Genomic DNA, 15407 nt, shown 5'->3' on the forward strand with positions numbered 1-15407 from the left:
ATCAATAATCACAGGAGACCCTACACCTTCTGCTAGCAACTGCGCTTGGCAGGAACGTTCCATTGTTATAAACCACCAGGCCGCTTCATCCACAGATTTCCCTACGGTAAGTAACCCATGATTTCTAAGAATACAAGCCTTTCGGTCTCCGAGCGCTTTTCCGATCCTACGGCCTTCTTCAATGTCCAACACAACTCCGGTAAAATCATCAAATAATGAATGGTCATTATAGAAGGCACAGGCGTCTTGAGTTATTGGATCAAGGAGTCGGCCGAGAGATGACCATGATTTACCATAAACCGAATGAGCATGGGCAGCAGCAATGACATCAGGGCGTGCGGCATGAACTTGTGAATGGATGGCAAAGGCAGCGCGATTAACGGGATAATTGCCTTCAACGACCACACCATCATGGTTACAAAGAATTAAGTCGGAGGCTTTAATTTGGCTAAAGTGCATCCCAAACGGATTTACCCAAAAATGATCCTTCCGCTCAGGATCCCGCGCGGTAATATGGCCGGCGACTCCTTCATCAAAACCAAATTTAGAAAATAAGCGGAACGAGGCCGCTAACTTTTGTTTTAAATGCATCCTTTCCTCTTCAAATGAAGCGAAAACTGGCTGCTTATAGCTCAAAACCATTTTTGCAGACATATCATCACCCTTTTTTATCGATAGTAATAAACCCAGCATTAAGAAGAAATCCTTTTAATGCCGGGCTCTAATTTCAATTTTCAATTTCTGATTATCAAGTTAGTATTGGTGATACACTACTTCACCCTTTAATACATCGTTGCCTTGTTGATTCACCGCTTGGACGGTAAAACGGAGATTATCATCCTGTTTTTCCTTTAAGGTCGCCTTGAGGGTAACCACATCATTCAAAAATACCATGCCTTTAAAACGGATAGAATAATCTTTGATGAAGCCTTCTTCATAGTATTCCGTAAACAGCTTTGCCAGATTTCCCATCGTCCACATGCCATGAGCAATAATTCCAGGCAGTCCAGCCTTTTTTGCCTCATCGTCGATTGTATGAATCGGGTTAAAATCCCCAGAAGCACCCGAATATTTTATCAGGTCCATCCTTGATACAGGCTCTAACTGAATTTCTTTAACCGATTCGCCAATGTTTAATTCAGTAAGTGTACTCATCGGGTCAACACCTTCCTCACCGCTTCAGAAATGACAACCGTTGAGGTTGAACTGAAAATCGTATTCCCTGCTGCATCATCGCCATAGCTTTCGAGAACAAGGAAGCCCATTTCACCAAAGTTTCCTTTTTTCTCAAAGTAATTTTTTACTTTTGAATAGCAGTAAATTTCTTCCCCTACAAATAATGGACGGACGTAATGAAACGTTTGTTCACCATGAATTAAACCTTTATTTGGTAGGTTCAATCCATCAATCACACCGTAATCAAAAACCCTTGGAAAGGTTGGCGGGGCAATATTCTTTCCATATCTAGACTTTGCGCCAATTTCCTCATCAAAATAAATCGGATGAAGGTCGCCAATAGATTCCGCAAATTTCTTTACAGCTCCTCTTTCAACCACATTTTTTACCTTGTTCGATTGTTTGCCAATTTGATCTTTAAACAATTCATCCTCACCTCACCTAATTAACATTTTGGTCCGCCGGCTACATAGATGACTTGCCCACTTACGAACGATGATTTTTCATCTGCAAAGAAGGCAACAGCATTTGCGATATCTTCAGGCTTGCCGCTTCTACCCACTGGAATATTAGCAACACTTGCTTGAATTAATTGTTCAAAAGAAATACCGATTCTTGCAGCAGTTTCCTTTGTCATATCAGTTTCGATAAATCCAGGAGCCACAGAGTTGGCAGTGATTCCATATCTCCCCAACTCAATGGCCAGCGTTTTGGTGAAGCCCTGAAGTCCAGCTTTTGCTGCTGCATAATTGGCCTGCCCGCGATTTCCAAGTGCTGAGGTAGAGGAGATATTAATAATACGTCCATATTTTTGCTCTACCATATATTTTTGAGCAGCGCGCGCAGCATTGAATGAACCTTTCAAATGAACATCCATTACTGTTTGCCAATCAGTATCTGTCATTTTGAACAACAAATTATCACGAATAACACCAGCATTATTAACAAGGATATCAATAGATCCGAAGGTGTCATATACTTCTTTGGCAGCCGCTTCCACCTGCTCTGCTTCTACAACGTTGGCAACCTTGGTATAAACTTCATAGCCTTTTTCTCGTAATTCATTGGCTGTTTCGCTTAATGCCTCTTCATTTAAATCGATGATGGCAACCTTTGCTCCTTCACTGGCAAATAGCTCAACAATGCCTTTCCCAATTCCACGGCTTCCTCCTGTTACAAATGCAACTCTTCCTGTAAATCTTCCAGCCATTTTATTTCCTCCCAATAAAATTAATTTCTAATTAGATAACGCTTTCAAAAAGCTTTTAAACGTATTGACCTACTTTTGCATGACCTTTAAGTAAATTACGGGCTATAATCATCCGCTGAATTTCATCTGTCCCATCGTAGATTCTCCAAAGTCTTGCTTCACGGTACCAGCGTTCAATCGGCAATTCTTTTGTATAACCCATGCCGCCATGAATTTGCAGTACTCGGTCAACGACTCTGTTACCCATATTAGCACCATATAATTTAGCCATTGAAGCCAAGTGGCGATTATCTTCACCTTGATCAAGTGTAAATGCCGCATTTAAAACGAGCCAGCGGGCAGCTTCAATTTCAACCGCAGAATCCGCAATTTGCCATTGAATGGCTTGGCGTTCAGCAATTGGCTTACCAAAAGTAATCCGTTCCTTGGAATAATCAATCGCCATTTGCAATAAGCGTTCTGCAGCTCCTACAGCCCTTGCACCCACGATCCATCTTGCAAAACCAATCCATTCTAATCCAAGGTTATAGCCTTTGTGAAGTTCACCGAGAATATTTTCCTCTGGGACACGAACATTATCAAAAACCAAACCAGCTGGACCCCATTCACCCATAGTATGTATATACTCAGATTTCCAGCCCATATCACGATCAACAATAAAGCAGGTTACGCCTTCACGTCCGCGGGTCTCCTGATGTTTTTGTTTATCAGTAATGGCAATTGCCATAACGAAATCTGCTTCATTTCCACCTGTAATAAAAGTTTTTTCACCATTAAGGACCCATTCACTTCCATCTTTAATGGCCGTCATCTTGATATTTTGTGTGTCTGAGCCTGCGCCAGGTTCTGTCATCGCAAAACAAGACTTCTTTTCTCCATTGATAGTTGGAAGGAGGTATTTTTCCTTTTGCTCTTCATTCGCATAGTAAAGGATATTATCAGCAGAACCCCCGAAAGAAAACGGAACGAATGTTTTGGAAACTTCCATTAATACAATCGCCATCATCATCTGACCTAATTCGGCACCGCCATATTGCTCAGGTGTGTTAATTCCCCAGAATCCAGCCTCTTTAGCTTTTAGTTGCAGCTCTTTCAATTTCCCAGGCGGCAGACTTGGTTTGCCTTCACGTTCATTTCTAAGAACATCGTTTTCTAGTGGGATTAGTTCTTTTTCTACAAATCTTCTAATTGTTTTTTGCACCATTTTCTGTTCGTCTGTTAAACGCAAATGCATAGTTATCACTCCATCCTTATTCTTAGAATCTAGTTTTTTTTACCCTTAAAAATAATATGCAATGACAATTCAAAACATACCTACCGGTTGGTATGTTAATTTAATTTTATTGCGAAATTTCAGAAAATACAAGTTTTTATTTTTAAGAAATGTAAATTTTTCTATATTGACTATTTTTATTTACTTTTACAAATGATATATATGATATTCCAAAAAGAATATCCGTTTCAAATCCTAGGATGAGGTGATATTTGATGAGCTACAAAGATCATTTAGATTCACGCTCAGAGCGAATTTGCCACAACAACACGAGACCGAAGTTTGCCCGATCTCAGGTAAACGGAGAGACTCAATTGACGCAAAGTGCGATCATCTTAAGGAGCAATGCCAAGGCTCACCGCTGGTAAGAGTCGGGTATTCGAAACGAACCAGCGGCAGGACAACCAAAAGTTCTGCTGCTAAGAACCAAAGCCTTTTCTCAATTTAATAATTGGGAAAAGGTCTTTCTTTTTATTGATATTTTTTACTATGAACGATAACATAATCTCTAGTGAAACAAGAACTGGAGTGACAAATCATGTTGGAAAAATTAACAATCAGAGATGCAGAATTAAGCGATATGCCAATTATCGTTGATATTTACAATTCAACAATTCCTGGCAGAATGGTTACAGCCGATACGGAACCTGTGAGTGTCGAAAGCCGAATGCAATGGTTTGAAGAGCATTCTCCCTCATTCCGCCCCCTATGGGTTGTTGAAAGCAACGGCAGTATTTGCGCTTGGGTTAGTTTTCAATCGTTTTACGGCAGACCAGCCTATAATGGAACGGCTGAAATTAGTATATATATCCACCAAGACTTCAGAGGAAAAAAACTAGGAAAACATTTAATCCAAGCGGCGCTAGATGCCTGCCCTAAACTAAATATCAAAACATTGCTAGGATTTATTTTTGCTCACAATGAACCGAGTGTTAAGCTTTTTAACAGCTTCGGTTTTGAAAAATGGGCCCACCTTCCGAATATAGCTGAACTAGACGGGGTGGAACGTGATTTATTGATTCTTGGAAAAAGAATATAAAAGGAGGCTTTTCACATGAGTGTACATAAAGCTATATCAGAACATGTCAATAAACAAAACAAAAAAATAAATGATTTTCTTCTGCTAGACAATCAGAGAGAATTATACATAGAGGAAGCATTGGAATTATGCAAACAAGGCAAAGAATTCACGACCGATAAAATAAATTCTGTCACACAGCAGATAAATAACTTAGCTAAACAAGGAATTGTCCCAACTAGGAAATTCGTTACCGTCGATATGGTAAAGGAATTTGCTTCAAAATAAAGATTTCCATCATTGAAATATTCCAAAACCCTTTCATTTCTAGTACTATAGTATGTAAGAAAATTTTTCTTACATTTGAGGACATTCATTTACTTGAAGGAACTGGAGAATTTCATGAAGAAAAAACAACTAATTTTCCTCTATTGCCTTGTCAGTATTATATGGATATATGGTTCAAATTATCTAATCAATGTCTATGTACCCGTTAATTTAGTTGAATTTGTTGCCAGGTTTAAAGAAATCGTTTATATCTTTGTTACCGGAGGGTTTATTTACTTTTTAATCGTAAAAACACAGGAATTAAGTGCTTCAAAAGAAGATCAAAAACGGCTTTCCACATTAATCAATTCAATGGTTGATTTTGTTAATTTTAAAGACGGCGAAGGCAAATGGATTGAGGCCAATGATTTTGGTTTACAATTATTTCAGCTCGAAAATGTTGATTACCGTGGAAAAAAAGATTCTGAGCTAGCCGAATATACCGAATTCTATGGGGACGCACTCAGATATTGTGAAATTTCTGATGAAGAAGCCTGGAACAACAAACAGATTACAAGGATTGAAGAAGTTTTGCCCGTACCTGATGGCACGACAAGAACCTTTGATACCATTAAAGTCCCTCTTTTTCACCCTGATGGGACAAGAGAAGGCTTAGTGATAATTGGCCGGGATATTACGGAAAGAAAAAATATGGCCAGACAATTAGCCGAAAGTCAACAGCAATATCAATCATTGTTTGAGTACAGTCCAGATATCGTTTATATGATGGACCTAAATGGTACAATTACTAATCTAAACCCACAGTTTGATGGAATCACAGGCTTTAAGCGTGAAGAAATGATTGGAAACAATATTCGAACTTTATTACCGAAAAAATATAAAAGGTTCTTAAATAGATTCATTTCTACGTTAGTTAAAGAAATTAAGCCAATCATGTATGAGCTGCATATCCCTCATGCAAATGGAAATACGATTACATTACAATGCACTTCCCTTCCAATGGTTATTAATGGCACTATTACTGGAATCATTGGCTATGGCAGGGATGTCACTGCCTTAAGACAAACCGAAGAACGCCTCAGAAGAACAGAAAAACTGTCAGTTGTAGGTGAACTATCTGCAAGTGTGGCCCATGAAATACGTAATCCACTTACCTCTTTAAAAGGTTTTGTGCAGCTTTTACAAATGGAAGATGAAAAACATCAATTTTTTTATCAAATCATGTTAGATGAATTAAACCGTATTAATCACATAGTTGGTGAATTATTACTGTTAGCTAAGCCTCAGCTGCTAAAATATACAAACGCAGATCTTCATAAGCTATTAAATGATGTCATTTCACTTTTAAGTACTGAGGCGAGTTTATATAATGTTCAATTTGAATTCATTTATCCAGAAAAAGAGATCATTATTGAATGTGAGCCCAACCAACTTAAGCAATTGTTTATTAATATTATAAAAAATGCGATAGAAGCCTCCATTAATGGTGGAACCGTCTCGATTGTTCTTGAACAAATAGAATCCGAACAGGTAGTAATCGCTGTAAAAGACAATGGATGCGGCATTTCTAAAGAGCTATTAGAAAAAATTGGGGAGCCTTTCTACTCTTCTAAAGAAAAAGGAACGGGATTGGGCCTTACCGTCAGCTTTAAAATTGTTCAATCCCATAAAGGAACAATCCGGTTTGATAGCCAGAAGAATGAAGGTACTTCTGTAACAATGACATTGCCAATTAAACAGAAATACTCAAATAAATAAATCTAAGCCCGTCTAAGACGGGCTTGATTTTTTTTTCCTATTTCGAAAAAAAGCGATTATTAGTAAAATACTAGGAATGATGATTTGAAAGGGCCAGTGTAAGTATACAGTAACAACTTCCAAACCCTCTTTGATGTGTTCAGCATAATTGGAAGCAATAGTCATTGAAGAAAATAGCACGAGTACTCCTATTGGAAAGCCAAGCTTTCGTTGATTCTTAAAATTGAAAATATCTGCCGCGCCTGCCACAGCCACATAATAATACAGAGCTATTTTGAAAAATCCCCCTATTACTAGATATAGCATGAATAATACATCTAACCGCTCGATAAAATTGGCCAATTGAATTTTACCAATTGTTGTTAATAATGGAAAATTGGAACGAGTAAATAAATCTGTTCCTAATGCTGCTATATTAATGACAGCTGTTATGGTAATATTTACCCCGCTAAGGATCATTCCTCCTATACATGCTATTTTCACTTTTTTCTGGTCATTTATGAACGGGAGCAGCATCGTAAAGACAATCATTTCCCCAAATGGGAACGTAATGGTTTCTCGCAGGAAAGTTTTGATAACAGGCTTCCACCCATTATCAAGAATGGGTAATAGATTTTCCATATGGATTAATCCAGAAAAGAGAATTAGCGAGAAACCAATTATCGCCATTACATAGACAACTGCAAAATAAATTTCGCCAACTCTCGCAATTACTTCAAAACCCTTATGTATCGCATAAATAATGGTTAAGATCATCAGGGTATTAATGACAAATAAAGGTGTACTCGAATAGATGGTTGTCGATAACAGTTCCCCAAAATCCCGTAGTACCCTGGAAGCGCAGTACATAAAATATACAACATACAGAATGGCAATGACGCGTCCAATCCATTTACCGGCAATTTTTTGAATATAACTGGAAAGTGGAAGATTAGGATAATACAGAAACAACCGGTAGTAAACTAAGAAAAGAAGTATCCCCGAAGACATTCCCAGCAAAATAGATATCCAAGCATCTTGTGCTGCTCCGGCCCCCATCCCTACAAGAATGGCGCTGCCCATTTCATATAGCACCACCAAAACAAACAATTGCGATGCATTAATTTTTGCCTTTTCCATTTACTACACTTCCCTGCCCACAAAGGCTTACTTTTTCATAGTAGACCAGAACGGTTTTGTCCGAATTCCTTCCCTGCGGGTGTATGAGTCTACCTTCACTTGTACTTCAAGCTCAGCAAATCGGTCGTTCCAATTCCCTTGTATTTTCTTCCAAAGTTTTGGGTTAGCGCGATGAACTCTTTCACCAAACCCAAAAATATCGGTCTTCATTTTTTGAACAGCCTTTACAGAGGCTGATATTTGTTTTTGTATTTCTTTTTCAACCAGTTTATCAATTTTATCAATTTCTTTTGGATCCGTTAAATCAATCGCTGTATTGGCTTCGCTAATCCATCCTTCATCCTCAATGGAAATGTGAATGACCGGTTTTTCATTTTTAAACTTAACCGAAATTTTGGTTTTAGAGCGAATGGGTGCCATCGTGATGGCATCTTTTTTTCCATTCCAATCGATATTGATATCCGTGCTTTTCACTTTATTTAAGATCCAGACAATTCCTCGAGCTTTGTTATTTTCAATCCATCCCGTTAATTTTCCGTCTTTAAAAATGGCTATTCCATTAGCTTCAAGATAGGCAGCAGCTTCGGAAGTTTGGAAATTACTGGCTTTTCCACCTTCCTCGGCTTTTCCCGATATTTTATATCCATTAACGATTGGTTCTTTTCCATTACTAATAATTCCGCTTATAAAATCATCTACATTAACCATCATATTTTCACCCAACATACTTTCAGTCGATTTTAGCTCTTTCGTTATTTTATTGACTGGAAGTTTGTCCAGTACGGTAATTGTCGAAACTAATTCCTCAGCAGTTATGCCCCTTGCAATCACGAATTCGGTTGTAGTTCTAAATTCCGGGTCTCTGTCTAATGCATCAATCAACTCGAGTACATCTTCCCGAGCCACCTCTTCACTTACAACAAATAAATTAGTGTGAGCATAGTATAATCGGCGAGAAACTTTTTTGGTAGCCTTTCTGGCAGCTTCCGTAATAGTGTTTCCTGAACTCTTATAAACGGCAATCGGAAGCCCCTGACCACCACCACTCTGTCCTGATGAAACATTTCCAGGATTAACGAGCTGAAATGAAACATCAAACTTTTTGTCTTCCCCCTTATCCACACCTATCGCCATCACAAAAGCTAAATCGGTTAATTCCTTTTGATTCCAACAAGCTGTTAACAAAGGTACAAGAATAAGTATACATATACTTAGCAAAGAATACTTTTTCATCATGACTCATCCTTTGATGATTGGTCGTCACTTTGCTCAGGAGGACCCGGTTTTTGATTTTCACCTGCTCGGACGACATTTTCCTTGCTTATAAACATGGGCCTATTTTTCATTGCCCAAATTGGAAATCGAATAAACACATCCTGTTGGTTCCTAGCATTAAAAGGAGCTATTGGCATCATATAGGGAACCCCAAAAGAGCGCAATGAACATAAATGGATGGACATGAACATAAGACCCAGCATTATTCCATAAAAACCTAGAATAGTGGCAAGTCCCATCATAACGAAGCGAATCAATCTTGCAGCAATCGCCATGGTAAATACAGGTGTCGAAAAATTGGCAATCGCTGTAATGGATACGACAATGACCATTACAGGCGAAACAAAACCTGCCTGAACAGCCGCTTGCCCGATAACTAATGCACCAACAATGGAAACCGCTTGACCCACCGCACGCGGAAGTCTTAACCCTGCCTCCCTCAATATTTCAAAGGTAACCTCCATGATTAATGCTTCAAAAAATGCCGGAAAAGGGACATTTTCTCTTTGAGCTGCAATAGCTATTGCCATGGTTGTCGGAATCATTTCCTGATGAAAGGTGGTTCCAGCAATATAAGCAGCTGGTCCAACTAAGGCGATAAAAAATGCTAAAATCCTTAAGAGCCGGATACTCGTCGAAATATCAAAGCGAGCATAATAATCATCAGGTGCTTGGAAAAATTGAATAAACAAAGCCGGAACCGTAATCACAAATGGGGTTCCATCTACAACAATGGCAATTCTTCCTTCAAGCAAATGTGAAGTAATGACATCTGGTCTTTCTGAATGATGGGTGGTGGGAAAAGGGGTCCAGGTTTGGTCCTCAAATAATTGCTCAATATATCCAGAAGCTTGAACAGCATCAATATTAATGCGATTTAGTCGTTCCTTTACTTCGCCAATTATTTTTTCGTTGGCAATTCCCTTTATATACATAATTCCAATATCGGTTTGTGTAACGGTGCCGAGCTTCATTGATTCAATCCATAAATTTGGGCTTTTTATCCGGCGCCGTATTAAGGCTGTGTTAGTTCGAAGTGTTTCTGTAAACGAATCCTTCGGCCCTTGAATCGCTAACTGGGTTGATGGTTCGGTGATGGAACGCTTTTCCCAGCCTTTTGTTTCTACACTAATTGCTTTATGGTATCCATCTAAGAAAAATACGGTATTCCCAACTAAAATGGCTTCATGGACCTGATTCCAATTTGTAATCGTTTCAACATTACCAAGTCCAGCGGCGAAATCAACCATTTGCTGGAAACAGTCGGCAACTAGTTCTCTCACTTCTTCAGAAACTGTTTCCAGAAAAAAATCATTGATCATTTGATTACTGGCAAGGCCATCAATATAAACGGCGATTCCTCTGCTGCCGCAAAATTTAAATTCTCGATACGAAACATCGGTACTGTTACCATATTCTTCTTTTATTCTTGCGATATTATCTTTGTAATCCCTTAGGATAGGCAATTCATCTGGTTTTCCAGGATCCTGCATTTGCCTAAAATTATCGTTCTGTCTTTTTTTTTGCTTTTTTTTCAAAATATTAGACAAAATCGACACGTAATCTCCGCCTCACTCAAAGAAGTTTCAACTTTATTATTACCAATACTGGATAGATTCCCCAAAGTGATATATTTTATCCAAGGATAATAACTTTTCTAAAACAGACAATAAGTGTTAACACATTAATGGTACCGTACACTAACAGATTTAAATTTGAGGGTGACATTTTGAAAATATTGTTGGTAAGTTGTTTATTGGCAGGGATTTTATTAACATTAATTATTTCATTGGATTTGGCCATGGGAGTAAGTATCAAGGGCATCATTTTGAAAGCGATAAATCCTTTTAAGGTTATGGAGTCGGCGGAATACATCATTCTATCTCTATTTATTCTCTTTTTTTTCATTGATTCTATAGGAGCTTACTTAAATAAGAAAAAGCAAAACAATCCTCCTTCAAATTAAATAAAAAAGAGCTCAAATCAAAGTGAGCTCTTTTCATTATTGTTTTCATGAATATCAGTATTGGTCTTTCTCTTAAAAAATCGAACGAACGCATTATATCTTTTTTTCCATCTGTTCTGGCTTTCAAAATTTGGTCCGTATACATAACGATTCCATAAATAATAGATTAATTCCTCAATAATGAGAAATAGGCAGCAAAGTAAAGCGAAGATACTAGCCCAATACCACATTCAATGGACCCCCTTCTCGAATAGACTGTCATTCTATTCGAAAAATTCTATCTACACTTTATTTTAGCAAAATAATGGAAAAATGTGGAGAAAAAAAGTTAGTACAAGTCTTTTTGCCTATATTAAACCGTTTTTTCCGTTGTGATTATTTTTGTTTTCAAATAGGACCTGTTTCCTGCCGTGAAGAAAATAATACTACCAAGTGATAGAATGGCGATGACCCAAAACATTATTTGCCCTTGATAATGGCTAAGGAGGAATCCACCTAAAATTGGGCCAAGAAAATTACCTATTTTTCTAAACTGCCCCGCTCCAAAATATGTTCCACGCAAATGATCAGGAGCAAGTTTATCCATCATCATACTGTTGGACGGAAATATTAAGATTTCTCCTAAAGTTAATAAAACCATCGCGAAAATAGCCATTACCCACCCATTGATAATACTAAAGCCTAATAATCCTGCCGCAATAAAAATTGAACCTGCTGCCATAGCCTGCATTAAGCTGAATTTTTCCGCAAGATGACTTATCGGCATTTGCAAAAAAACAACCATCACTGCATTTATGGTCAACAATACTGAAAAAATCGCTATCCCATTTTCCACTGATCCCTCTAAGAATTGTGGCAAATTGGAATCCATTTGCACATAGCCAATGTTGATTAGAATGATGCCAAAGAGCAGGTACCTTAAAGCCTTATCGGTCTTAATAATGCCAAAGGCATCCACAACCGATACCACTTTTTTCGTTTGCTCTCCCTTTGTTATGACAAACTTTTTCAATAAGAATATAAGAATAATCCCGTAAAATAAATAGGTTGAACCCGTAATAGCGAATGATAGTTTTGCTTGTGAATTAGCCAAATAAGCACCGACAAGCGGACCTACTGAGGCTCCTATATTCATAGCCGTATACCTTAATGAATACACTTTCATCCGTATTTTCTTGTCTGTTACATCAGCCATAAGTGCTTGTGAGGTTGGTTCAAAGAAAGAAGTACATAAACCGTTAATTGCATTTAAAAGAATAAACCAGCCCTGGCTGTTTGCAACTGTAAAACCATAATAAACAATAGCTAACGTAAATAAGGCGGATAGCATGATCGGCTTCCGTCCATACCGGTCTGACAAGTGACCGCCAATAAATCCCCCCACCGTCGCCATTAATGAACTCATACCAACGGTCAATCCGATAATGATGGGTGATAGATCGATATGCCTTGCTAAATATATTGATAGGAAAGGAAGCGTCATAAAGGCAGAGCCTCGTGATAACACTGTTCCTATTAATAAGACCCAAACAATGGGATGGAATTGCAGAATATATGATCTTATTTTGTTCATATGTATTCCTCACCTATTTTTTTCGTTACTTATCTAGTAAACAATGCTAAGTGATAAAAGTAAAGAATTTTCCTATTTTTCTTTATTTGAATAAAATTAGTTAAAGGGTAACTAAAAAAAGTCAGGTCCGTTTATCTTACCGGACCTGACTTTTTTATTAATTTGGATCCTTATAATTCATGGCCCTTTCACTGTCGCCAAATCCTTTGGTGGTTGGATCCTGTACCAGCCCAAGCATTGATAAGATGACAAAGACAGCATTAACTAATGTTAAGATTGAATTTTGAATTGCATGTGAGAGCTGAAAATCTGTTACCCCTAATGAATTTAAACCCGCCAATACTAATTGGGCAATTATCATCAGCTGTGAAATAAATGCGATCACCCAATTTTTATTGCGAAAACGGACTTTCCAGTTAATCATCGTACCATCCCTTCCCCTATGTTAGATAGCCTTTCTACTAACATATGCTTGGTGTGGAAATGGTTGTCCGCTAATATCACATGAATCTTATTTTATACTTCTCTTCGCATCGCTCTTAACACGTCTACTCTTGTTGCCCTTTGGGCAGGTCGCATCCCGGATAGAATCGTTACCCCATAACAAATAACTACACAAATAATCGGTAAAACTATAGGAATCTCACTAAAGATTAGGTTGGAAGGTGTTTCTTCCCCAAACACCTGTTTGATAATTAATGGAACTGCAAAATTAACCGCATAACTGATCCCATAGGATACAATCGTTCCGATAAAAGCGCCAATTAACCCTATATAACTGCTTTCAAGCAGAAATATTCTTTTAATTGTTTTAGGATTTGCCCCAATGGCCTTCATGATCCCAATATCAGGTGCACGTTCTGTCACAGCCATTGTCATTGTATTATAGATGCCAATCGAAGCAATCAGGATGGCGATCGTTCCAATGAAAATGAGTCCAACCTTCGCGATCATAAACACCATATTTACTTCCTTAAGTTCATTCACAACAGAGTATGTAGCATACTTTTTTTCGTTTAATGTGTCCGAGATTCCTTGAACAGCTTCCATGTTTTTTGCGTATACCTTTACTTCATCATAGGCAGCTTTATTTACATCCAAGTCCTTTGGCTTTTGATTATTTGGTTCTAGCATCATTCCTTTAGGCGTTCCTGTAAACGCTTCAATTTCCTTTAACATTCCATCTGAAATAAACACACTGCTATCCTCAGCCCAATCCTTTGTGGGCTTTTTAGAGATCCCAACCACTTTTAATGGAATGGTTTTTTCGATTTGTTTTCCATCCTTAAACTGTCTAACCGTTAGTTCAAGCTTTTCACCTAACAAATTACCTGCGAATCGATATTTTTCTTTTAATTGTCCCTTGTTATCATACAAATCGTCAGGGGCATCTTTTAAAGCAAGATTAAGAGGAAAGTTATAACCTGCCACCACTTCATCTTTACTTTTTGGTAATCTCCCTTCTGAGAGTTCAAAGCCTGCCTTAAATTCAGCTGGAAAGTACGTTACAAAAGTTGGAGCCGATTCTTGATATTTTCCAAATGAATAGGTGCTTTCTTGTTGTAACATTTTTCGCCTAGTTACTGCTTTTACATCCTTAACCTTCTCAAATTGTTGAACATCTTTGTCGGTTAATGGACGAAACCAGCCCTCATCGTTTAATTCTTTTCCATGAACGTCAATTTGAGTGATGACACGGCGCTCAGTAATTTCCTTCACTACCGATTTCTGTAATCCAAAACCTACAGAGGCAAGGACAATTAAAAACGCACACCCCATTGCTGTTGCCAGGATAGTCATGAAAACTCGTGTTTTATTTTTCTTCATGTTCTGTCGTACAAAGCGGAACTGATCTCTTAGTTTCATACTACTAACGCCTCCTGAACGATGCGGCCATCCTTTATTACAATCGTCCGGTGACCTATTTCTGCAACTTTTTCATCGTGGGTGATAATTAAAAACGTGATCCCTAAATCTCGATTCAATTCCTGAATGAATTTGAGTAAGTCTTCTTCTGTTTCACTATCAAGGCTTCCAGTGGGTTCATCTGCTAGAATAATAGGCGGATTAACAATGAGTGCACGGGCAATACTTACACGCTGCTGCTGACCACCGGATAACTCCCCGGGATAATGCTCCTTGTAATCTTGGAGACCCACTTTTCGCAGCATTTCTTCCGTTTGACTTTTTCGATCTTTCTCGCTAACACCTTTTAAAATTAGTGGAAGTTCGATATTTTGAAACGCCGTCATACTTGGTATTAATTGAAAGCTTTGAAAAATGAAACCAAGATTTTTGATACGGAAATCAGCAAATTTTGTTTCATTCAAAGAGGACTCCTTTTCTCCACCTATCCAAATTTCTCCCTGTTTTGGATGAATAAACCCACTTATTTAATTAAGAAGCGTTGATTTTCCAGAACCGCTTCTTCCAACGATAGTGACAATTTCCCCTTTCTCCACTGAAAACGATATATCCCTAAGCACAGGAATAATCGTTTGTCTTCCTTTTTTTCCAATTACAAAGTCATGGCTTACATTTTTTATTTTTATCATATTCTCCTCCTGCTTCCTAAACACTTCACCCTAATAGACGAGTGATACTGCTTTTATCCCTACACCAATTCAAAAATTTTTTAGTAAAAGTTGTCATTGAAGGAGATAATAGGTTCTAAAAATGCTTTTGTTGGTCTTTTTACATAAGAAAATTTATAATAGATAAAATCAATAATCCCTAAAAAAAGGAGTTATT

The 15407-nt window shown here is 37.9% G+C and carries 16 protein-coding genes and 1 pseudogene; 4 read left to right on the top strand and 13 right to left on the bottom strand.

Annotated elements, in window-relative coordinates:
* From ABES02_RS24620 to ABES02_RS24640, 5 genes are all read right to left on the bottom strand, one after another.
* Nucleotides 1–693 (bottom strand): class II aldolase/adducin family protein (locus ABES02_RS24620; RefSeq protein WP_430140412.1); only part of this gene is annotated, 693 nt, incomplete at its 3' end.
* A gap of 60 nt (nt 694–753) precedes the next feature.
* Nucleotides 754–1155, bottom strand: coding sequence for a MaoC/PaaZ C-terminal domain-containing protein (locus ABES02_RS24625; protein ID WP_430140413.1), 402 nt, complete (start codon nt 1153–1155; stop codon nt 754–756).
* Nucleotides 1152–1601, bottom strand: a complete 450-nt coding sequence (locus ABES02_RS24630; RefSeq protein WP_430140414.1) for a MaoC family dehydratase N-terminal domain-containing protein — start codon at nt 1599–1601, stop codon at nt 1152–1154. Before ABES02_RS24630 ends, ABES02_RS24625 begins: the two co-directional genes overlap by 4 nt.
* A 20-nt stretch (nt 1602–1621) precedes the next feature.
* Nucleotides 1622–2386, bottom strand: coding sequence for a 3-oxoacyl-ACP reductase FabG (fabG, locus tag ABES02_RS24635; RefSeq protein WP_430140415.1), 765 nt, complete (start codon nt 2384–2386; stop codon nt 1622–1624).
* A 55-nt stretch (nt 2387–2441) separates the two neighbouring features.
* Nucleotides 2442–3620: an acyl-CoA dehydrogenase family protein gene (locus ABES02_RS24640; RefSeq protein WP_430140416.1), complete on the bottom strand. Its 1179-nt coding sequence runs from the start codon at nt 3618–3620 to the stop codon at nt 2442–2444.
* A 254-nt stretch (nt 3621–3874) separates the two neighbouring features.
* On the opposite strand from ABES02_RS24640, the gene ABES02_RS24645 reads away from it, so the two are divergent.
* The 4 genes from ABES02_RS24645 (at nt 3875) to ABES02_RS24660 (ending at nt 6723) form a co-directional block, all read left to right on the top strand.
* Complete coding sequence (locus ABES02_RS24645; RefSeq protein WP_223587800.1) at nt 3875–4027, top strand: YpzG family protein; 153 nt, start codon at nt 3875–3877, stop codon at nt 4025–4027.
* A gap of 170 nt (nt 4028–4197) precedes the next feature.
* Nucleotides 4198–4698, top strand: coding sequence for an N-acetyltransferase family protein (locus ABES02_RS24650; RefSeq protein ID WP_430140417.1), 501 nt, complete (start codon nt 4198–4200; stop codon nt 4696–4698).
* Between the two features lie 15 nt (nt 4699–4713).
* Entirely contained in the window at nt 4714–4965 is a 252-nt protein-coding gene (locus ABES02_RS24655; protein ID WP_430140418.1) for a YpbS family protein, read from the top strand.
* Nucleotides 4966–5079: 114 nt separating this feature from the next.
* Complete coding sequence (locus ABES02_RS24660) at nt 5080–6723, top strand: PAS domain S-box protein (RefSeq protein WP_430140419.1); 1644 nt, start codon at nt 5080–5082, stop codon at nt 6721–6723.
* A 12-nt stretch (nt 6724–6735) separates the two neighbouring features.
* Here the strand turns inward: ABES02_RS24660 and ABES02_RS24665 are convergent, their stop codons facing one another.
* The 8 genes and pseudogenes from ABES02_RS24665 to ABES02_RS24700 all read right to left on the bottom strand — a co-directional run bounded on the left by ABES02_RS24665 (nt 6736) and on the right by ABES02_RS24700 (nt 15211).
* Entirely contained in the window at nt 6736–7842 is a 1107-nt protein-coding gene (locus ABES02_RS24665; RefSeq protein WP_430140420.1) for a GerAB/ArcD/ProY family transporter, read from the bottom strand.
* 27 nt (nt 7843–7869) lie between these two features.
* Entirely contained in the window at nt 7870–9075 is a 1206-nt protein-coding gene (locus ABES02_RS24670) for a Ger(x)C family spore germination protein (protein WP_430140421.1), read from the bottom strand.
* Entirely contained in the window at nt 9075–10610 is a 1536-nt protein-coding gene (locus tag ABES02_RS24675) for a spore germination protein (protein WP_430140456.1), read from the bottom strand. Before ABES02_RS24675 ends, ABES02_RS24670 begins: the two co-directional genes overlap by 1 nt.
* Before the next feature lie 490 nt (nt 10611–11100).
* Nucleotides 11101–11313: a hypothetical protein gene (locus ABES02_RS24680; protein WP_430140422.1), complete on the bottom strand. Its 213-nt coding sequence runs from the start codon at nt 11311–11313 to the stop codon at nt 11101–11103.
* A 122-nt stretch (nt 11314–11435) separates the two neighbouring features.
* The gene (locus tag ABES02_RS24685) at nt 11436–12656 is read right to left on the bottom strand and encodes an MDR family MFS transporter (RefSeq protein WP_430140423.1); all 1221 of its coding nucleotides are present in this window, start codon (nt 12654–12656) and stop codon (nt 11436–11438) included.
* A gap of 157 nt (nt 12657–12813) precedes the next feature.
* The gene (locus ABES02_RS24690) at nt 12814–13080 is read right to left on the bottom strand and encodes a phage holin (RefSeq protein ID WP_430140424.1); all 267 of its coding nucleotides are present in this window, start codon (nt 13078–13080) and stop codon (nt 12814–12816) included.
* A gap of 92 nt (nt 13081–13172) precedes the next feature.
* Nucleotides 13173–14522: an ABC transporter permease gene (locus ABES02_RS24695; RefSeq protein ID WP_430140425.1), complete on the bottom strand. Its 1350-nt coding sequence runs from the start codon at nt 14520–14522 to the stop codon at nt 13173–13175.
* A pseudogene (locus ABES02_RS24700) lies at nt 14519–15211 on the bottom strand (ABC transporter ATP-binding protein). Before ABES02_RS24700 ends, ABES02_RS24695 begins: the two are co-directional and overlap by 4 nt.
* Nucleotides 15212–15407: the final 196 nt, after the last annotated feature.

The sequence above is a fragment of the Neobacillus pocheonensis genome, from assembly GCF_050477905.1.
GTDB classification, from domain to species: domain Bacteria; phylum Bacillota; class Bacilli; order Bacillales; family Cytobacillaceae; genus Neobacillus; species Neobacillus pocheonensis_A.